Source organism: Priestia sp. 3CA3 (assembly GCF_056836725.1).
Genome location: NZ_JBXENJ010000007.1, coordinates 295464 through 316073 on the forward strand (window position 1 = coordinate 295464; position 20610 = coordinate 316073).

The window sequence follows — 20610 nt, forward strand, 5'->3', positions numbered from 1 at the left end:
TTCGCATGAAAAACTTAAAATTCGCGAGCATTTTACTGCTCATATCAACATTATTTTTGAAATTTTCTAGTATGATTCGTGATTTAGTTATTGCTAATTATTTCGGTACAAGTTATATCGTCGATTCATACAACGCAGCAATGATTATTCCAAACGCTTTTATCTTATTTATGTTAACGGGGATGAAGGATGCGTTTATTCCTAGTTATTTACGTTATGAAAAAGAAAATAAAGGAAAGGTTCATTTAACTAATATTGTTAAATCAACCTTTCTTATTTGTTTCATTATTTCGGTTCTCGGATCAATTGCCGCTTTCTTTTACTTTCCCGCTTCGTATTCTAATTTTTCCAAAGCAGCAATTGAACTAGGCATTTATACGGGCGTTATGTACTTCTTATCTCTTTCATTAGTTGGAGTGAATGCCGTATACGAAGGTGTATTTGATGCACGAAGTCAATATTCTTTCTCCGTGTTTTCTCAAACCGTTGTTGTATTATTTACGATTTTAAGTACAATCCTATTACATTCAATTATGGGCGGCTATGCAATTGCTCTTGGCTACTTTGTAGGAACGATTGCTTCTTTCTTAATTAAAGTTGTCTATTTTAAACCGCAGCATCTGCTGTTATGGAAGCAAAAAATTGACCGTGATGAAGTGGTGGCTTTTTATAAAGTATTCATCCCTGTTGGTGTAACCATTATGGTCGGTCAAATTAATTTAACTGTCAACTTCTTCTTTGCTGGCTCCTTTGGTGAAGGTGTTATTTCATACTTAAATTATGCTTTCAGACTTGTAAGTATTCCCCAGGCAATATTCGGGGTTACGGTCGCAACCATTATTTACCCGCTGATTGCAAGAGCCATTTCTGAAAAAGATGAAGAGCGCTTTAAATCAGGAATTGAAAAAGGGATTACGTTTATGCTGATGCTGCTGATTCCGACGATTGTTATTATGATCTTTTATATGAAAGACATTGTAATGATTGCTTATCAGCGCGGTGCATTTGACGCACAATCAACGCTAAAAACAACGGATGTATCTTATTATTACCTAGGTTCGGTATTTTTCTATTCCCTGCAAGCTGTTCTTGCAAAAGGATTTTATTCTCTTCAAAAAGGTTATCTTATTATGAGAGCAGGCTTATTATCCATTGTGTTAAATATCATCTTTAACATGATTTTCACTAAATTTATGGGATACCAAGGATTAGCACTTTCCATGTCAGTAGTTGCCTTTTTCTATACGGCTATCGTATTCGTTATGCTGGCAAAACAAATCAATCACTTCCATTACGGATATCTAGTGAAAGAAACAGGAAAAATTCTTTTAGCTTCCGTACCTGTTGCGATCGTCATGTTCTTCTTAAAGGACATCGCATTTTTGAATTCATTACATGTTATCTTACGATTTGGTATTGTCTGTATTGCAGGTGGTTTAGTATACTTAATGTCGACGCTATTATGCAGAGTAGAAGGTGTTATGCTTTTAGTTAAAAGAAAACGTTAATTCACGTAAAACAGGAGAGTACTATATGAAGAACACATACTGGTTATTTTTTCTGTTCGTTGGTTTTATTTCAATTCAGCCGATTATTGATATGCTAACGACGTACATGGTTTTGAACATGGATAGTGGTCTCTCAATTGGGGTTGTTATTCGCTTTCTATATATGATTTTTGCAGGTGTCCTACTTTTAGTGTTTGCCAAACAATCAAAATGGGCTAGATATTCGATTATCTACCTTATTGTTTTTGCACTCTTTCTTGGACTCAACATCTACTTAAATCATCAATGGAAAGATCCTTATTATATTGGGCAAGAAATTAAATTTTTCAATAAAGTTGTTTATATGAACGTTACGCTGCTTGGAATGATTGTGATGTTTTCACATTATCGATCATCTGTGGATGTAAAAAGAATACTGAGCAAAAACTTATTAACTGCTTCACTCATCATCAGTATTGTTTTTATCGGTACAATGCTAACGGGTACAGCACTAGAGAGTTATCAGTATAATAAAATTGGGTTTAAAGGCTGGTTTTATGCAGCGAATGAGCTAGGCGCAACCATTGCTATTTTGCTTCCTCTCACACTGCTTTTAGCTTTAGATAAAGTACGTTCGTTTTCAAAAGCTTATTACTGGATTCCTTTTATCTTGTTAGCCGTTTCGTCCATCATGCTTGGAACGAAAGTAGGCTTAGGTGCCGTTATTATTTCTTTAGTTGTAGCAACAGTTGTCTTATTTGCTAAATTATTTACGAATAAACGCAGCTTAATTAAAGCCAACTTAGTAATCTCAATTCTGCTTTTAATTGTAACCGGAGCAACTACTCCGATTTCTCCAGCTTATAAAAACACATATACGCACATCGATATGTTAGAGGCTAAAAAAGAGAAAACAAAGCAAGAAAAGCCGGAAAAGAAAGAAAAAGAAAAGCCGGCTAAAAAGAAAAAACAAAAGGAATCAAATTTAGATGATAAAGATATTCAAAATCTGATTCTAAGCAGCCGTGAGCAATTCTTAGCTCATCATAAGGAAGAGTATGCAAAAGCACCTATTGCACGAAAAATGATAGGTATGGGCTTTTCTGGTGACTATACAAAACAGCTTCCGCCAAAGATGATTGAAATGGATTTTTATGATTTGTTTTTCTCTTTAGGTATCATCGGATTTTTACTATGGGTTCTTCCACTTCTAGTAGTTGGTTTAACCGTATTGGTTCGATTATTTAAAGAGCCATCACAGCTTCTTGATGAAAGCTTTATGATGTATAGTACAGCAATTGTATTAGCTCTTGGAATTGCTTTTGTAGCTGGGCATGTCTTTACAGCACCAGCCGTTACCATCTATTTTGCAGCAGCTGCTGCTTATCTGTTCGTCATTCATTTTAAACAAAGACAAGCATAAAAAAAACAGGTCATTAAAGGCCTGTTTTTTTATCTTTTTAATGGCTGAAGGCTTAACACCGTGTCACCCGCATTAACGTTTATTTCTTGATCATGAGCAAAAAAACTCAATGCCTTTCCTTGCTTGCTCACTGCTAGTAAAAGAGAATCATCGCTTTTCTCCTCAACATATGTTTCATACGTATATTCATCCGTAATTTTTGTATTGTAAATCGTATATCCGTGCTCCATTTTATGATGCAGAAACTCCCACGTAATTCCTTTCTTAAAGAGCATACGTCCTCTTACTGTATGCATAATTTCATCGACATCTTCTCTTGAATCTTCTTGGTCACGAATGCTCAATTGAAAAACATTGTTCCGCCCCATATCTTGAAGAAAAGCAGTACAAACAAGCGCATTATATGCATCTAACTCAGTTGCAGCAATCACATATTCATAAGGAGTTAAGTCTAGATGATATTCCGTTTGCTCAGCTAGTACTTCTCCGTGATAAACATTTACCTCCGCTCTGCGCGCAACTCTTAACCGCTCCCACGAAGAATCAGCAACTAATACTGGATAGCCTAGCTGTTTTAACTTCGTTGCAAAGGCAACCGTAAAATCATTGCTTCCTACAAGCAAAATACCAGGTTCTTCTCCAATTGATAAATCAAGCTTCTTAGCTAGCCATGAAAGAGAAAAACCGTGTGCACAAACCGTAGCAAACACTAAAGCAAATGTCAGCGTTGTTAAGATCGAAGCATCTTTAAATCCTTCATCAATTAGTACTTTCGCAAAGTAGCTTGAGACCGTTAACGCCACAATTCCGCGCGGGGCAATCCAGCCAATCAGTATTTTTTCTTTTATAGATAAATCTGTGCCTACCGTTGATAAAAAGATGGAGACAGGTCTGACAATAAACAGCATAAGTAAAACAAACAAAATAATATTCCAATGAAAAATTTCAGTAATGGTCTTCATCGTCAGTCCAGCCGTTAACATGATAAAAATAGTAGAAGTTAATAGAACCGAAATATTCTCTTTAAAGTGTCGCATATCACTAATAGACGAAATATGCATATTAGCAAGGGTAATCCCCATCGCTGTTACTGCTAGAAGACCTGTTTCATGCTTAATTTCATCAGCTACTGTAAAGCAGGCAATAACGACAATAAATACGACCGGAGATTTTAAATACTCTGGAATATGCCCCTTTTGAAACATCCATCCTATTCCGCGGCCAAGAATCCATCCTATTAAAACGGCAATAATAGAGGCTACGAAGAAAAAGAGAATTGTTTTTCCACTCACTTCTCTCAGCACTAAAAATTGAACAATTTCAAACGAAAAAACGGCCAACAGTGCACCAAATGGATCGACAATAATACCTTCCCATTTTAAAATCGCTGCTGGTTTTGGTTTTAATTTAGCTTGTCGTAAAAGAGGTAAAATTACGGTTGGACCCGTCACAATAAAAAGCCCTCCGATAACAATTGCCACCGCCCAGGATAAATCCGCTATATAATGAGCAGCTAAAGAGCCTAACATCCAAGCTAGCATGGCTCCCAGTGTCACAATGCGAAACACGGGCTTTTCGATTCCTCTTACCTCTCTCATGTCTAAGTTCAAGCTGCCTTCAAATAAAATAACAGCTACAGCAATCGATACAAAAGGATCAAAAAGCTGAGCAAACTGTGCTTTAGGATCAATTAAACCTAAAATAGGGCCTGTTAGCAGTCCGATAATCGACATCACGACAATTGCTGGTAGCTTAAATCTCCAAGCCAGCCACTGAGATAGAACTCCTAGTCCCACTACAAGTGTGATATGTACAAGCATAGGTTCCATTGTATCTTCCTTCTCTCGTTCGCATAATGTGTATATATTTTCCCTAAAATAAACCGATGTTATACAGGAAGAAACAAACACTACCTTGTTTTACCACTTTTTCAAAAATGCTAAACGCCTCTCCCCTCTTTGAATCCAAGCTATTTTCCTTCGTTCGACACATATCTTACTCATGTTTGTCGAATTTCACTTTAGTATAAAATAGTAAAAAGCCTTTAGCTGCTGCTAAAGGCTTTTTACCGGATGATCCAATTCATATAGCTTTTGATAGTGACTGTTCGTAGCAAGTAATTCCTCATGCGTTCCGCGAATGGCTATCTTTCCATCTTGTAGGAATAAGATTTCATCCATCTTTTCCATCCCAACTAAATTATGTGTAACCCAAATTAAAGTTTTGTCGTGAAGAGTTTCAAAGATAGTGGATAACAAACTCTTTTCAGTCACGGTATCCAACCCTGCAGTTGGCTCATCCAGCATAACAATTGGCGTACGCTGAAGTAGAACACGTGCTAACGCAATCCGCTGACGTTCTCCTCCTGAAAAGCGCTGACCTGTTTCGAGCATGGACGTTTGATATCCTTGATGCAAACCTTCCACAAGGGAGTGCATATTGACTTGCTTCATTGCCTCAATTACCTCTTCTTTTGTAGCCTCTTCATTAGCTAGTAATAAATTGTTTGCTACGCTTGTATTAAATAAATAAGGATTTTGATTTAATACAGAGATGAGTTTTGGTACATCTTCACGAACTTCAGCAACAGACTGACCGTTTAGTTGAACTGTACCTTCTGTAGGCAATAAGGAGCCTTGCAGCAGCTTTAACAGAGTCGACTTTCCAGCTCCGCTCTTGCCAAGAATCGCAATTTTTTTCCCTTGCTCGACTTGAAATGAAAGATCATGAATGACTGACTCTTCCTCATTGCTATAGCGAAAGCTTACATGCTCGACTTTTAAGCTAACCGAGTCCCATGAACCTTTGTAAGGTAGGGAAAGAGTATGTTTTTTCTTTCCATTCACAGATTCCCAGTTATTTTCCATTTCCTGCACTCTATTTAATGACTCTTCAAATTGAGGAATTTTTTCTACTGCATTAGATACCGGCAGCAGTGCTTCAGATAAAGGAAATACTACTAAAATAAAAGCAGCAATAAAAACACCTGCAAGCTCTTTGTCTGCAAAAAGAGAAGCCCCAAACCAAATCATTGTGACAATTAAACCTGCTACAATAACTTGGCCAATCAATTCTCGGTAATACGTCCATAGTTTAAGCTTACGATCCATGCGGTCTAGCTCATCTTCTGTTTTGTTATACGAATGAAAAAATGACTGCTGCTGACCGCTTAACACCCAATCAGCAACTCCTAAAAACCCGTCTGTGACCTTAGCATATAACTGTGCTTTGCTTGATTTATATCGCTGATTGGCCGCTTTCATATGCCAAAGGGAAAAAAGCGGCATCACTACTACTAATAAAAATAAATAGATGGCAATCAAACATGCAAACTTTAGGCTAAAGAATCCTAAAGCTACAATCGAAATAACGTATAAAATAACAGCTGAGATTATTGGAAGAATGGTACGCAAGAACAAGTCTTGTAAACTTTCAATATCTTCAGCGAGAACCGCTAAAACATCTCCCGTTCGATAGCGGGATGTAGCAACTAACGGTTCAATCAAATGATAAAGACGTGTACGCATCTTAGCTAAAATGCGAAGAATAAAATCGTGACTAACAAGACGCTCCGCATAACGAAAGGCGGCTCGACTTAAACCAAATGTACGCACAAGCACAATGGGAACGTACACCAGTAAGATTGTTTCTGGCCGTAAGGAAGAAGCTGAAATCAAGTAACCTGATGTGAACATTAGCGCACAAGCAGAACCAATCGTTAACAAGCTTAGTAATAAGATAGAAAAGATACGATATTTATACGTTTTAAAGTAGGGCCATATCCAACTTTTATATTTCATCATATCTCCTCCTCTTCATGTAAAAATTGATAGTAAGCTCCTTTTTTTCGAATCAGTTCTTGATGATTGCCGACTTCTGCAACCTTTCCGTTCTCTATTACAACAATGAGGTCCATATCTTTCATCCAATGCAGACGGTGCGTAGCTAAAATAAATAACTTGTCTTGAAACATCGTTAAGATATCTTGCTTTAATTCATATTCCGTTTCAATATCTACTTGCGCCGTTGGTTCATCAAGCATAATAATAGGGCGATCGCTCAGAAACGCCCTAGCTAGGGCAATCCTTTGAGCTTGGCCGCCGCTAAGCTGCCGTCCTCCATCTCCTATCACTTCATTTTCCTTCTTAGGCATCTGTTGAATCGTAGATAAAAGTCCTGCTTTCGTTAAAGCATCTTCATAATCATAAGAACCGCCTCTATCCTGATAAAATTCAATATTTTCTTTCACTGTTCCATTAAAAATAAATGGGTGCTGAGGGATATACGTAATCTGCTTTTGCCAAGCATCTGAGCGTAAATCAACCGGCACGCCGTTTACTTCAGCAGACCCTTCTGTAAATTGTACAAAGCCGCTCAGTATATCAATAAGCGTCGATTTTCCAGCTCCGCTTTTTCCTATAATCCCAATTTTTTTACTTCCTTTAACATGAAGTGACACATCTTCAAGAGAAGGCGGCTGCTCTTCGTCATATTTTACGGTGATATGACGCAATTGAATTTCACTGTTTTCCGTCCAATCAGGAACATCTTCTTCTTTAGCCGACGGTTTTTCAGCCTGCTTTACAATCTTAATTAATGCATCTCCGGATTCTTTTCCGTCTAATGTTGCATGATAATCGTTTCCGACTTCCCGTATCGGCAGGAAGTATTCAGGCGCCAGCAATAAAATCATAAGTGCAGGCTCTAACGTCATCGAACCGTTCACTAGCCGCAAACCGAGCATAACAGCCACGATGGCTACAGATAACATCGTAAAGAAATCTAAAGCAAACGTAGATAAAAAAGCAATTCGGAGCGTTCCCATTGTCGCTTTTCGATAGCGGTCACTGACTCTTCCAATCGTTTCAGCATGCTCCTTACTTTTCCCGAGAAATATTAACGTTTCTAATCCTCGAAGCGAATCTACAAAGTGATTGGACAGCACATGATACGTCTCCCATTGGCTATCTATTTTTTTCTGGGCAGCCAGTCCAAGTAAAATCATAAATAAAATTAAAATTGGCATAGTTACAAGCAAAATAATGCCTGAAAGCCGATCTTGATACCAAACGAAAGCGAGCACTAGCCAAGGTGTAACGCTGATGGCGGCCAGTTTAGGCAAAAACAGCTCAAGATAAGCGCGAAGCTTCTGTAGGCCTGTGGTGATGAGCGTCACCAAGTTTCCTGTCCCTTCATTTTTGGTAAAGCGCGGTCCGAGTGCAAAAATGCTTTTCATGACCGTCAAACGAAGTTCCTGAGTCGTTTTGACTCCAAATTGATATGCTGTTTTTTTCACTATAAAACTTACGATCTGACGAACCATAAAGGCAGACAAAAACAATCCGATTGCTTTTGTCTGCGAAGTTAAACTTTCACCATGAAAAAGAGCAGTAATTACTTCGGCAAGCCACTTAGCTTGAAAAATAATGGCTACACTTTGAATAGTAATAAGCCCTATTAACACGGCAAGAACCATTTTTATTCCGTTGTAAACCATTAAATTTCTACCCATTAGTACTCCATATGCTCCTTATGATCTACACGTTTTCTAAAAACGTAGTAGCTCCAAATTTGATAACCTAACACAAAAGGCAGTAACGCAATAGCAGCGTAAGACATAATTTTCAAGGAATAATTCCCTGATGCTGCATTATGAATCGTTAAACTATAGCTTTCATTGACTGAACTAACCAAAACGGTTGGAAACAATCCTGCAAATATAGAGGAAATTGATAAAATTAAAATTAAGCCAGACATAGCAAAGGCCCATCCGTCTTTTTTCCGTGTAAGGAAAAATCCTGCTAGTAAATACACGAAAATACCGATAAAAAATGTGTATAGCATCAAGCGGCTATGATTGCTGAATAAATTTGTTTCAAAAAACGTCATGCCTGAAAAAATAAGAAGCAGCAAGGCATTAACAGGCAAAAGCTTCATGGCAACTTTTCGTGAACGATCTCTAATGTCATCCATCGTACGGATCGTCGCAAAAATAAGTCCGTGCCATAAGCAAAGCATCGTTAGCGTCACGCCGCCCGTTATGGTATATAGATTCACAATATCCGAAAAGCCGGCATTCATTTGCATGTTGCGCTCAACAGGTAATCCTTTCATTAGTGCTGAAAATAAGATGCCGAAAATGAGCGGTGGAAAAAGACTTCCAAAGAAGATAACCCAATCCCACGCATTTTTCCACGCTTGTTTTTCAACTTTTCCTCGAAATTCAAATGCTACACCGCGTCCGATAAGCGAAAGCAACAGAAGAACAAAAAGAACATATGACCCGCTTAATAGCGTTGCATACCAGTTTGGAAAAGCGGCAAACATAGCACCGATTGCTGAAATTAACCAAACTTCATTTGCATCCCAAAAAGGACCGATTGTATTAATAAAAGCTCGTCGCTCTAAGTCGTTTCTTCCTAAAAAGCGAGACACCATTCCAATCCCAAAATCAAAGCCTTCTAAAAAGATAAAACCAACAAACAGAATGGATACTAGCAAATACCAGAATTCATTAAGAGAAAACATTGTATCCCTCCTTTGTAAACGGATCAGTTGATGTTACTTTTGTATGTGCTTCGTGATCGTGATCTGGACCTTTTTTAATTTCTTTAACGAACAAGAACACCATAATCACAGCTAAAATTAAGTAAAAGAACGAAAACGAGATAATAGAAAATAGCAACTCACCTGCTGTTACACCAGGAGACACGGCATCTTCGGTTTTCATATAGCCAAATACAACCCAAGGCTGACGGCCAATCTCTGTCATAATCCAACCTGCTGAGCTTCCAAGGAACGGAAAGGCGATGGCAATCGTCATAATACGTAAAAATAGTTTGCTTTCTTGAAGTTTTTTACGAGAAAGCAAGTACGTACCCCAAATGCCTAATGCACATAATACGCCACCTAGACCAGCCATAATGCGGAAACTCCAAAACGTTGTTCGAACGGGTGGAATATAATTTCCTTCTCCATATTTCGCCGTATACTGCTGCTGCAGCTCATTCATTCCAGGAACGGAGCCTGAAAACTTACCGTATGATAAGAAGCTTAATAAGTAAGGTATTTTGATTTCACTCGTATTTTTCTTTTCATCAGGGTGAATATTTGCTGTTACTGTCCAAGCACCTGGACTTCCGCTGTTTTCCCATAATCCTTCACTTGCGGCCATTTTCATCGGCTGTGTTTTAACTAAATATCCGGCCTGTTCATGCCCAGATAGTGCAATTCCTACACCTGAAACTAGCCCTACAAGGATAGCAACTTGAAATGATTTTTTAGCAAAAGCCACATGTTTTTTCTTCAAGAGCATAACAGCGCTGACACCCGTGATAAAAAAGGCGCCTGTTGCAAACGAACCTAAAATTGTATGAGGGAATTCCACCCACAGCTGACCGTTCGTTAACAATTTAAAGAAGTCATTCATTTCCAAACGGCCATTATTTAGCTCCATTCCGACCGGATGCTGCATAAAAGAATTAGCCGTTAAAATAAAGAACGCTGAAAAGATAGTACCTAGACTAACAAGCCAAATACATAGACAGTGCAGCCATTTAGGCAAACGATCCCACCCGAAAATCCACAGCCCGAGGAACGTGGACTCCATAAAAAACGCGAGCAGTGCTTCAATAGCAAGCGGCGCACCAAATACATCTCCTACAAATCTTGAGTACTCTGACCAGTTCATGCCAAACTGAAATTCTTGTAAAATACCTGTTACGACTCCGACAGCAAAGTTAATCAGGAATAAGTGCCCCCAAAACTTTGCCATCTTTTTATACTGTTCATCTTTTTTTACTACGTACATCGTTTCCATGATCGCTACTAAAAAGACAAGGCCGATAGACAGCGGTACAAAGATAAAATGAAACAGCGTCGTTGATGCAAATTGAATACGTGATAGTATGACTGTATCCATCTTCTTTCTCCTTTCATATATAAGAACATTCATCATTTCCATAGATACTTTGCTCATTTCTGAGCATCTTTTACTTATATTGTGAAACATTGAGCATAACAATTCGAGAAATATGCTCAACATTTCACAAATATATGTAATGTCTCTCTTTCTATTTACATAGTATAGTCTATTTTTTTAGCTGTGCACGTACATTTTTTGAACGTTTTTAGACTAAAACGTGACTTTCTTGTGACAAAAAAGGGCAGGATCTCTTTATTTTTTCATAAAAAAAGCACGCTCTGATTTGAGCTTGCTTCTCTACGGTCGATATTTTGCTTTCGCATTTAATTTAGATTGACGAATGATTTGGTTAATGACTTCAGAAAATACAATACCAATGGCAATTGAACCTGAAATCATAAAGGCTTTTGCTGCAAGACTAATCGCTTCATTATAATTATTTTCTACAAAGTTACGCATGGCATCGTATGCTGTTCCCCCTGGAACGAGCGGAATAATACCTGCTACGGTGAAAATAATGATCGGCGTACGATAAATTTTTGCGTAAATTTGACTAATAATAGCAATAAAAAAGGCCGATGCTACAGTGCTTGGAATTTCATCTACACCATAGAACGTTAGCAAATAGTAAATGAGCCAGCCAATCATTCCGACAAAGCCACTTTTTAATAATGATTCACGTGGAACATTAAAAATAATCCCAAACGCTGCTGAAGCAATAAAACTTGTAATTATCTGCTCTACGATATGCATATGATGCCTCCCTTCTATAGAAGCGTAAATACAATGGCAATACCTGCACCAATAGCAAATGCCGTCAGAAACGCTTCTGCTCCTTTTGATAATCCAGACAGTAAATGTCCCGCCATTAAATCTCGCACTGCATTGGTAATCGATAACCCAGGAACGAGAGGCATAACGGATCCAATAATAATTTTATCAATTTGCGTTCCTAGTCCTGAAGCGACTAAAAGAGCTGATAAAAGTCCAATAACTAACGAAGCGGTAAACTCAGCAAAAAAGCGAATCGGAATAAGACGGTGGAAATACACCACGGTTAAAAATCCGAGACCTCCTGAAAACATCGCTGGAATAAAGTCCGTCCATAAACCTTGAAACATGATTAAAAAGCATCCGCTAGAAATGGATGCAGCTGCAAGTTGAACCCATAGTGGAAAAGCTACGTTCGTTGCTTCAATTTCTTGTAGCATTTCATACGCTTCCTCCAAGGAGATGTTTCCTTGACTGATGGTTCTTGAGACGCTATTTACCATAGTTACTTTTTTTAAATCCGTCGTTCGTTCGGAAATACGAATTAACTTCGTTTTCGTCGGTTCTTTCGTTTCAAGTGAAAACATAATCCCTGTTGGCGTCACATAGCTGTGGGATTTTTTTATACCATAAGACGCTGCAATCCGCATCATTGTGTCTTCTACTCGATACGTTTCTGCTCCGCTTTCTAACATAATTTTACCTGCTAGTAAGCTAACGTCCATAATTTCATATTTATCTAATTTTTGTTGTGTCATCAAATCGCTCCAAACATATTAAAGCTTGGTTTTTTCCCCTACAGCATACAGTGTATAAGAAAGAGGGAAGTGGACGCAATGGTTAATGCAAAAAAGTGTGGACTTTTTGTCTCACACTTTCAGGAATAGTATATACATTCCTTATCAATTCATACGTTTTGTGGTCTCACGCTCTACTAATACAGGTGCCATTTTATACTGTACCTGATCTATTTCTTGCTGATCCTGAATTTGCTGAAGTAAGAGGTTTACTGCTTTTTCAGCCATTTTTTCCATCGGTTGACGGATGGTTGTTAGCGGAGGTTGCGCTTCACTAGCTTCTGTAATATCATCAAACCCTATAACAGACAAATCCGCTGGAACGTGAAGTCCGTTTTGCCACGCACAGTGTATCACTTTCAGAGCAATGTAATCCGTAGCACAAATAAGCGCAGTTGGGGGCTCTGGATGATGAGCTAGCTCATTTATAAACTGATATAGTTCATCTGAGTTATTCATATCTTCTTTCACAAACTTTGCGTTTGCTGACGGTACATACTGATAAAAAAGAGACAGACGGTGCTCGACTCCGCTTACAGCTTTTCCAACGAACCCGATATTCTTATGGCCAAGGTCCGTTAAGTGAGCAACAGCTAATTGCATTCCCACCGCATCATCTACATGTACAATTGGCCAAAGTGCAGAAGAGCCGTCTCCTGTAAGAGAAACGTAAGGCGTTTGATATTGTTTTAATACGTCTACAAACGGATGCGGAGCGGCTACATAATCTAATAAAATGACTCCATCAAACCAATGATTCATCATCACATTTAATTGACGCTCAGCCGTTGTTTCTTGGTAATCCGTATGTCCAATAAGAACGTCCATCCCTCGACTTTGAACTTGCTGCTGTACCTTTTTTAACAGCTCGATTAAAAATGGGTCTTTTAAATCTCTAATTAATATCCCGATAATCCCTGTTTTTTGGGCCCGCAGAGCTGCCGCAAATGGATTTGTCTGATACCCTAAATGAGCTGCTGCTTTTAGTACTTTTTGTTTTGTTTTTTCACTGATTTTAATTTTACCGTCTTTATTATTGAAGATTCTTGATACCGTAGCTAATGAAACACCCGCTTCTTTTGCTACTTCTGTAATCGTGACTTTTTTTCTCCCCATTCGTACCGACTCCTATTTCCTTTTAGTCTATCGACCAAGTAAACATTTTTCTTTATTATACTACTAGAAGTCGGAACCACCCAAAACTACCTTCCCTACTTTTCACTAAACAGCCACTTTAACACATCTTGAATTTTTTGATCCCAATATGCCCAGTCGTGACTTCCTTTTCCTTCTTCATATGTAAAACAAATAGGCTCTTGCTTACATCGCTCGGAAAAACGTTTATTTTCCTGATATAAAAAATCTTCCGTTCCACAGCATTGATAAATACGCGGAGTCACTTCTCCATAGCGCCGGCGATTTTCAAGCAGCCAGAAAAGATCATCCTCAGGTCTAATAACAGGCGGGATGCCAAAAATCAAAGGATAATCTAGGAACTGAACTTCCCCTCGCTCTCCAAGCCCTTCAATGTCCATCACTCCTGATAAACTGGCAGCTGCAGAAAATTGATGTGGTTTGCGAAACGCCCATTTTAAAGCGCCGTACCCTCCCATAGAAAGACCAGCCACAAAATTATCTTCTCTTTTTTCCGATAACGGAAAGAATGACCTAGCCAATTGAGGAAGTTCTTCTGTTACAAACGTCCAATACTTCTTTCCATAAGCCATATCTCTATAAAAGCTGCGATCTACATTTGGCATTACAACTGCAAGTCCTAATTCTGATGCGTAGCGTTCAATCGAAGTTCTTCTCATCCATATCGTATGATCATCAGAAAGACCGTGTAATAAATAGAGCGTAGGGTGTTTCTCACTTCTTGTATTGGTTTGTAAACCAATCTGAGATTTTGTTTGCTGCGGTATCAAAACGTTCATTGAAGTACTTATTTGCAATACTTCTGAAAAAAAATCACATTGAATAAACGCCATATTTCTCTTCCCCCTTACTTTTTCTTCCCTATTGATTGATAACAAAACGTACATAATTCATATAAAAGCTAAAAAATAGTTTGATTATTTACAATTTTTAGTTTAACATAAAAACATCTTTTATGAAAACGTTTTACGTATAACGTTTTTTAAATTAAAATAGTGAACGCGATTCAAAGGAGGAATTTATATGGGGATAGTAAAAGTAACTTCTGACGAGTATAAGGAGCAAAAAGGAAATCTATTTTTTGTTATTTTCATTTCATGTGCAGCTGCTTTTGGAGGGTTACTTTACGGCTATGACACAGCCGTCATTTCAGGGGCTATTGGATTGATGGAAGTGCATTTTAATCTCAGTCCAACGATGGTAGGTTTTGTTGTATCTAGTTTGCTGCTCGGGGGTGCCGTTGGGGTACTTTCTTCAGGAAAACTGAGTGATCGATTCGGTAGAAAAGGTATCTTGCTTTTAGCAGCTTCTTTATTTATCGTATCCGCAATTATGCAAGCGCTATCTTCAGCCATCTCTTTTGTGATTATTTCTCGAATTATTGGAGGGCTAGGCATTGGTATGGCCTCCGTTCTTTCTATTACCTATATTTCTGAAATAGCCCCTCCGCACATGCGCGGCCGCTTAGGCTCTCTTTATCAATTTGCTGTTGCCGTTGGGATTGTTTCTGTCTATTTTGTAAATGACTACATTTTATCTATTGGGAAAGACGCATGGCAGAATTCCACAGGATGGCGCTACATTATCGGTGCTTCTGGGATTCCAGCTCTTTTATTTCTTCTTATCCTTTCTCCTGTTCCTGAAAGTCCGAGGTGGCTAGTAAAAGCAAACCGCACTGTAGAAGCTATGGACATTTTAATTAAAATCAATGGTACACACATTGCACGCCAAGAGCTGTATCATATTGAGCAATCGTTAAAAGAAAATCAACCGGCTTCTCTTTCGCTTTTTAAAGAGGCAGGCCTTCGAAAAGCGTTGCTTATTGGTATTCTACTTGCAGCCTTTCAACAGCTTGTCGGAATCAATGCCATTATTTATTACGCCCCGCAAGTTTTTGAAGCAGCTGGAGCTAGAGGAGATTTATCGCTCCTTGTTACGTCTATGATTGGTGTAGCTGCCTTTTTAGGCGTTCTTTGTTCCATGTGGCTTATCGACCGGATTGGCCGCAAAGCTTTATTACTTATTGGCACAGCCGGTATGGCCGTTACGCAGCTTCTCGTTTCTTTTGGATTTCATTCACAGGGTACTGAAGGCTTGACTACTAGTTTACTTATTGTTTTTTATTTATTTCTTTTTAATATTTCTATGGGACCTGTTGTATGGGTTGTGATTTCTGAAATTTTTCCTAATCATGCGAGAGGCTATGCAATGTCTATTTCTACCTTTTTCTTGTGGATAGCTAATTGGTTTGTGTCTCAGTTTTTTCCTATTCTTTGGAACAAAGCTGGAGGATCTTTTACCTTTTTATCTTTTATGATTATGTGTATCGCTTCATTTTTGTTTATATGGAAGTGGGTGCCAGAAACAAAAGGAAAGTCACTTGAAGAAATTGAACATATATGGAAGTAAGGGAAGAGGTTGGGGTATAACTAAATGAATCCAATCTAAAGAAAAACAAACGGGATACATGAGCTAAATGGCTTATGACACCGTAGTTGATTTCCGTGCAAGACTTCGCTTTCCGCGGGAGTCTTCATCTCGCCCTCCAATCAACTACTAGAAGAATTTAAACAGATGAAAACTATGTTCACCCTAACAAAAAAAACGAACCACTAATCAAAAATTTTGATCAATGGTTCGGTTTTACTTTGTCTAAAATACTTTCGTCCCAGCCTCTTCTTTTTATCGAATTTGTCCATCTCCGTAAATAATATATTTTAATGTTGTTAATTCCTTTAATCCCATTGGTCCACGCGCATGAAGCTTTTGTGTACTAATTCCGATTTCTGCCCCGAAACCAAACTCTTCTCCGTCCGTAAACCTCGTCGAAGCATTCACATAAACAGCAGCTGAATTAACGCGCTGTAAAAAACGCTGAGCATGAGCATAATTTGTTGTTACAATCGCTTCAGAATGATGTGAACTATGAACATTAATATGGGAAATCGCTTCATCGATATCATCTACGATTTTAACTGCCATGATGAAATCCAAATATTCTTTCTTCCAATCCTCATCCCCTGCTGGAACAAGATCTGGAACGATTGTGAGCGCACGTTCATCACCGCGTACTTCTACATCTTTCTCTCGTAGCGCTTGAACAATAATCGGCAAAAATTCATGAGCCGCTCCCTGATGAATAATCAGCTTTTCGGCTGAGTTGCACACCGCTGGACGAGATGTTTTTGCATTAATGACAATACTGGCTGCCATGTCACGGTCATATTCTTCATCAACATAAATGTGGCAGTTCCCGGTTCCTGTCTCAATAACAGGAACCGTTGCATTTTTTACCACCGCTTCAATTAAGCCAGCACCGCCTCGAGGAATTAATACATCGATATATTCATTTAGCTTCATTAAGTCCAGTGCTGTTTCTCTCGACGTATCTTCAATAAGCTGTACGCTATGCTCAGGCAACCCTGCACTTGCCGCAGCTTGAGATAACACAGAAACAATCGCTTGATTCGAATAAAATGCCTCACTGCCTCCGCGCAAAATAACCGCATTTCCTGCTTTTAAGCATAGGCCTGCTGCATCACATGTAACGTTTGGACGCGCTTCATAAATAATTCCTATGACACCAATAGGTACACGCTGCTGCCCAATTTGTAAGCCATTTGGTCGTTTAGCCATAGACAGCACTTCTCCTACCGGATCTGCAAGCGCAGCTACTTGGCGCAGGCCGTCTGCCATTCCATGAATCCGCTCTTCATTTAAAGATAGGCGATCCAACATCGCTTTTGACGTGCTTTTTTGAACGGCTTTTTCTACGTCTAATTTATTTGCTTTTAAAATCGTTTCTTGTTGATCCAATAGAGCAGCCGCCATTTTATAAAGTGCCTGCTGTTTTTGTTCGCTCGTTACATTTCCTAAGAAATAAGAGGCTTCTTTTGCCTGCTTTCCTTTAAGCTGCAATTCACTCATTTCATTACTCCTTCAGCTTGTTTTAAGAATAACGTTCCAATTTCTTGGCCTTCAATAATATCTCGCAAAATACTTGGTTCTTTCCCATTTGCTAGGATTAAGCTCACGCCTGCACTTGTAGCTGTTTTAGCAGCGGTCAGCTTTGTGACCATTCCGCCTGTTCCAACGTCAGTTCCACTATCTCCAGCAAAATTCTCAAGCTCCGGCGTGATGCCATCTATTACTTTCATTAATTTAGAGTTAGGGTTTTTTGTGGGATCTGAATCAAAGAAACCGTCAATATCAGATAAAATAACAAGTAAATCTGCGTGAATCAAAACTGAAACAATGGCGGATAAATTATCGTTATCTCCAAAACGCACGATGTTTTCAATCTCATCGATGGCAACTGTATCGTTTTCATTCACAATAGGAATCACTTTGTCTTCAATTAATTTTTCAAACGTGTTCACAACGTTATTGCGCACATGTTCATCTTCGATTACATCTTTTGTTAACAGTACTTGACCAACAATGTGACTATACTCACCAAAGAATTTACTATAGATATGCATAAGCTCACACTGCCCGACAGAGGCTGCTGCTTGTTTTTCTCGAATAGAAGTTGGCTTTTCTTTTAACTTTAGTTTTTTTACTCCCACTTGAACGGCACCTGATGTAACAAGCACAACTTCTTTTCCTGCATTCATTAAATCAGATAACACACGCGCTAGTTTTTCAATGCGTGCTAGGTTAATATCTCCGTTATCATAGGTCAACGTAGATGTCCCTACTTTGACTACGATACGCTTGCTATTTTGTAACTCTTGACGATGGTTCACTCATTTCATCTCCCTAACTAAAAACACCTAAATGCGTACTAATTTTTTTAAAAATTATAGCAGAGATTATGTGAAAAGTCTTATAGTTTTTCAAAGGGAATTTGAACTTTCTAATTTTTTAAATAATTAAGGGGAAAACTGGTGATAAAAGCGCTTTCTTCTTTTATAATGAAAGTTGTAAGGGGAACACACAATTACATAACGTTGTGTAGTAGTACAAACATCAGACAACTAAGGGATAGGGGGATTTGTAATGAATGCGGTTACGATTGTTATTGGATCTATCTGTATTTTAATGATTGCGTATCGGCTTTATGGAACATTCATGGCTGTTAAGGTCTTGAAACTAAACGATGCGCAAAAAACGCCGGCACATGAGCTTGAAGATGGAAAAGATTACGTGCCAACCAATCGATGGGTAACATTTGGTCATCACTTTGCAGCTATTGCAGCTGCGGGTCCGCTTGTTGGACCTATTTTAGCAGCTCAGTTTGGCTATTTGCCCGGACTGCTCTGGCTTTTAATCGGAGCTGTAATCGGAGGAGCCGTTCACGATGCAGTTGTGTTATTTGCATCTATGCGCCAAAAAGGCCAGTCGCTTTCAGAAGTGGCTAAAAAAGAGCTAGGACCCGTCGCTGGTTTTTGTACAGGTTTAGCTATGCTTTTTATCATTACCATTACAATGGCCGGTTTATCTATGGTCGTGTTACACGCCCTTGAGAAAAATCCTTGGGGTACATTCGCTGTTGGAATTACCATTCCGATCGCAATGGGGGTAGGTATTTACCACAAAAAAACAGGTAATTTAAAAGCGGCTTCTACCGTCGGCTTCATTTTAATTTTACTCGCCGTATTTAGCGGTCCTTATATTCAAGGAACAGCTTTAGGAGATTTTTTAACGCTAGATATTAAAACACTTTCAATTATTCTTCCCGTTTATGCATTTTTTGCAGCGGCCTTGCCCGTTTGGCTGCTTTTAGCACCTCGAGATTACTTAAGCAGCTTTATGAAAATTGGTGTCTTTATCGCGCTGATTGTAGGCGTGTTTTTCGTAAATCCAGCAATTCCATTTCCTGCAGTTACTGAATTTATTCACGGAGGCGGCCCTATTTTAGCAGGACCTGTGTGGCCGTTTATTTCCATTACGATCGCCTGCGGTGCTATTTCTGGCTTCCATGCATTTGTTGGTTCAGGAACAACCCCTAAGATGCTCGATCGTTGGAGTGACATTAAAGTTGTAGGCTTCGGCGCGATGTTAGTCGAATGCTTAGTAGGAATTATGGCATTAATTGCCGCAACTGCTTTACATCCTGGAGACTATTTTGCAATCAACTCTACACCTGAAGTATTCAAAACGCTTGGCATGAACGTAACGGCTCTTCCTCAGCTTAGCCAAGAAATTGGCCTAAACTTAGAAGGCCGTACAGGCGGCGCTGTTACACTGGCTGTAGGAATGACGTATATTTTCACGGAAATTCCTTGGTTCAGCCACCTGTCTTCTTACTTTTTTCAATTCGTTATTATGTTTGAAGCAGTGTTTATTTTGACTGCTATCGACGCGGGTACACGCGTTTCCCGCTATTTAATTCAAGACTTTTTCGGTGAATTTTATAAGCCATTGAAGCGAGTAGACTGGCTTCCTGGGTCCATTTTTGCAAGTGCCCTAGCCTGTTTTATGTGGGGATACTTATTGTTCTCAGGAGATATTGGCTCAGTTTGGGCGCTGTTCGGCGTATCGAATCAGTTAATGGCATCCATTGGTTTAATTATTGGTGCAACCGTTATTCTTAGAATTGCAGATAAGCGCTCCTATATGCTTACTTGTCTTATTCCACTAGCCTACCTTTACGTAACGGTTAACTACGCGGGTTATTGGATGGTTAAGAATGTGTATTTAAATGAAGCTGCGGCAGGTTACAGCATATTAAATGCGACTCTTTCAATCATCATGCTTATACTCGGTCTCATTATTATGATTGCCGCGATTCAAAAATGGACGCAGCTTTGGCGCACGCCTCAGGCTGAACTAGCGGCGAAAGCAAACTTATCACAAAATATATAAACCGAACACGCTTGCTTATATAAGCAAGCGTGTTTTTGATATGGTAATAGCCGGTCAAAATAATTGCACACCAGGCATTTTTATTATTAAACTAAATATACTATACAGAAAATTTTTAAAATAGTTCGTACACTTCACATGCTTATAACCCCCACTGACTACATCTCAAAATTAACACTTTAAATTATAATAATTATAATTTAGTATTGATTTTTTATTTAAAAATGTTATTATTATTTCTAA

General features: G+C 38.7%; 15 protein-coding genes. 4 read left to right on the forward strand and 11 right to left on the reverse strand.

Going from position 1 to position 20610, the window contains the following annotated elements; all coding sequences use genetic code 11:
• Nucleotides 1-5: 5 nt before the first annotated feature.
• The gene (murJ, locus tag AC1VNJ_RS19985) at nt 6-1508 is read left to right on the forward strand and encodes a murein biosynthesis integral membrane protein MurJ (protein WP_028411946.1); all 1503 of its coding nucleotides are present in this window, start codon (nt 6-8) and stop codon (nt 1506-1508) included.
• A 25-nt stretch (nt 1509-1533) separates the two neighbouring features.
• Complete coding sequence (locus AC1VNJ_RS19990; RefSeq protein WP_482641204.1) at nt 1534-2910, forward strand: O-antigen ligase family protein; 1377 nt, start codon at nt 1534-1536, stop codon at nt 2908-2910.
• A gap of 29 nt (nt 2911-2939) precedes the next feature.
• Here the strand turns inward: AC1VNJ_RS19990 and AC1VNJ_RS19995 are convergent, their stop codons facing one another.
• From AC1VNJ_RS19995 to AC1VNJ_RS20035, 9 genes are all read right to left on the reverse strand, one after another.
• Nucleotides 2940-4739: a cation:proton antiporter gene (locus tag AC1VNJ_RS19995; protein ID WP_028411944.1), complete on the reverse strand. Its 1800-nt coding sequence runs from the start codon at nt 4737-4739 to the stop codon at nt 2940-2942.
• Nucleotides 4740-4964: 225 nt separating this feature from the next.
• A complete protein-coding gene (cydC, locus tag AC1VNJ_RS20000) occupies nt 4965-6710 on the reverse strand; it encodes a thiol reductant ABC exporter subunit CydC (protein WP_482641205.1) in 1746 nt (581 codons plus the stop codon).
• Nucleotides 6710-8422, reverse strand: coding sequence for a thiol reductant ABC exporter subunit CydD (cydD, locus tag AC1VNJ_RS20005; RefSeq protein ID WP_482641206.1), 1713 nt, complete (start codon nt 8420-8422; stop codon nt 6710-6712). Before cydD ends, cydC begins: the two co-directional genes overlap by 1 nt.
• Nucleotides 8422-9438 carry a cytochrome d ubiquinol oxidase subunit II gene (gene cydB, locus AC1VNJ_RS20010; RefSeq protein ID WP_028411941.1) on the reverse strand — a complete coding sequence of 339 codons (1017 nt, stop codon included), beginning with the start codon at nt 9436-9438 and terminating at the stop codon, nt 8422-8424. The genes cydD and cydB overlap by 1 nt, the downstream gene beginning before the upstream one ends.
• Nucleotides 9425-10831 carry a cytochrome ubiquinol oxidase subunit I gene (locus AC1VNJ_RS20015; protein WP_028411940.1) on the reverse strand — a complete coding sequence of 469 codons (1407 nt, stop codon included), beginning with the start codon at nt 10829-10831 and terminating at the stop codon, nt 9425-9427. The genes cydB and AC1VNJ_RS20015 overlap by 14 nt, the downstream gene beginning before the upstream one ends.
• Before the next feature lie 300 nt (nt 10832-11131).
• The gene (locus tag AC1VNJ_RS20020; RefSeq protein ID WP_013059882.1) at nt 11132-11587 is read right to left on the reverse strand and encodes a threonine/serine exporter family protein; all 456 of its coding nucleotides are present in this window, start codon (nt 11585-11587) and stop codon (nt 11132-11134) included.
• Between the two features lie 14 nt (nt 11588-11601).
• Nucleotides 11602-12363: a threonine/serine exporter family protein gene (locus AC1VNJ_RS20025; protein WP_013085528.1), complete on the reverse strand. Its 762-nt coding sequence runs from the start codon at nt 12361-12363 to the stop codon at nt 11602-11604.
• A 144-nt stretch (nt 12364-12507) separates the two neighbouring features.
• The gene (locus tag AC1VNJ_RS20030; protein WP_182028521.1) at nt 12508-13518 is read right to left on the reverse strand and encodes a LacI family DNA-binding transcriptional regulator; all 1011 of its coding nucleotides are present in this window, start codon (nt 13516-13518) and stop codon (nt 12508-12510) included.
• A gap of 95 nt (nt 13519-13613) precedes the next feature.
• Nucleotides 13614-14390 (reverse strand): alpha/beta hydrolase, encoded by a 777-nt coding sequence (locus tag AC1VNJ_RS20035; protein WP_099000259.1) that lies wholly within the window; start codon nt 14388-14390, stop codon nt 13614-13616.
• 190 nt (nt 14391-14580) lie between these two features.
• Here AC1VNJ_RS20035 and AC1VNJ_RS20040 point away from each other — a divergent pair, with 190 nt between their 5' ends.
• Nucleotides 14581-15966, forward strand: a complete 1386-nt coding sequence (locus tag AC1VNJ_RS20040; RefSeq protein WP_482641207.1) for a sugar porter family MFS transporter — start codon at nt 14581-14583, stop codon at nt 15964-15966.
• Between the two features lie 273 nt (nt 15967-16239).
• Here AC1VNJ_RS20040 and AC1VNJ_RS20045 read toward each other — a convergent pair whose 3' ends face one another.
• Both AC1VNJ_RS20045 and proB read right to left on the reverse strand, forming a co-directional pair.
• Nucleotides 16240-17484, reverse strand: a complete 1245-nt coding sequence (locus tag AC1VNJ_RS20045; RefSeq protein WP_155017560.1) for a glutamate-5-semialdehyde dehydrogenase — start codon at nt 17482-17484, stop codon at nt 16240-16242.
• Nucleotides 17481-18305 (reverse strand): glutamate 5-kinase, encoded by an 825-nt coding sequence (proB, locus tag AC1VNJ_RS20050; RefSeq protein WP_013085533.1) that lies wholly within the window; start codon nt 18303-18305, stop codon nt 17481-17483. Before proB ends, AC1VNJ_RS20045 begins: the two co-directional genes overlap by 4 nt.
• A gap of 253 nt (nt 18306-18558) precedes the next feature.
• On the opposite strand from proB, the gene cstA reads away from it, so the two are divergent.
• Nucleotides 18559-20367: a carbon starvation protein CstA gene (cstA, locus tag AC1VNJ_RS20055; protein ID WP_154992168.1), complete on the forward strand. Its 1809-nt coding sequence runs from the start codon at nt 18559-18561 to the stop codon at nt 20365-20367.
• Nucleotides 20368-20610 lie beyond the last annotated feature (243 nt).

Coding starts and splice junctions, on each gene's coding strand:
- murJ (WP_028411946.1), top strand. CDS start 6: ATGAAAAACTTAAAATTCGCGAGCATTTTACTGCTCATATCAACATTA.
- AC1VNJ_RS19990 (WP_482641204.1), top strand. CDS start 1,534: ATGAAGAACACATACTGGTTATTTTTTCTGTTCGTTGGTTTTATTTCA.
- AC1VNJ_RS19995 (WP_028411944.1), bottom strand. CDS start 4,739: ATGGAACCTATGCTTGTACATATCACACTTGTAGTGGGACTAGGAGTT.
- cydC (WP_482641205.1), bottom strand. CDS start 6,710: ATGAAATATAAAAGTTGGATATGGCCCTACTTTAAAACGTATAAATAT.
- cydD (WP_482641206.1), bottom strand. CDS start 8,422: ATGGGTAGAAATTTAATGGTTTACAACGGAATAAAAATGGTTCTTGCC.
- cydB (WP_028411941.1), bottom strand. CDS start 9,438: ATGTTTTCTCTTAATGAATTCTGGTATTTGCTAGTATCCATTCTGTTT.
- AC1VNJ_RS20015 (WP_028411940.1), bottom strand. CDS start 10,831: ATGGATACAGTCATACTATCACGTATTCAATTTGCATCAACGACGCTG.
- AC1VNJ_RS20020 (WP_013059882.1), bottom strand. CDS start 11,587: ATGCATATCGTAGAGCAGATAATTACAAGTTTTATTGCTTCAGCAGCG.
- AC1VNJ_RS20025 (WP_013085528.1), bottom strand. CDS start 12,363: ATGACACAACAAAAATTAGATAAATATGAAATTATGGACGTTAGCTTA.
- AC1VNJ_RS20030 (WP_182028521.1), bottom strand. CDS start 13,518: ATGGGGAGAAAAAAAGTCACGATTACAGAAGTAGCAAAAGAAGCGGGT.
- AC1VNJ_RS20035 (WP_099000259.1), bottom strand. CDS start 14,390: ATGGCGTTTATTCAATGTGATTTTTTTTCAGAAGTATTGCAAATAAGT.
- AC1VNJ_RS20040 (WP_482641207.1), top strand. CDS start 14,581: ATGGGGATAGTAAAAGTAACTTCTGACGAGTATAAGGAGCAAAAAGGA.
- AC1VNJ_RS20045 (WP_155017560.1), bottom strand. CDS start 17,484: ATGAGTGAATTGCAGCTTAAAGGAAAGCAGGCAAAAGAAGCCTCTTAT.
- cstA (WP_154992168.1), top strand. CDS start 18,559: ATGAATGCGGTTACGATTGTTATTGGATCTATCTGTATTTTAATGATT.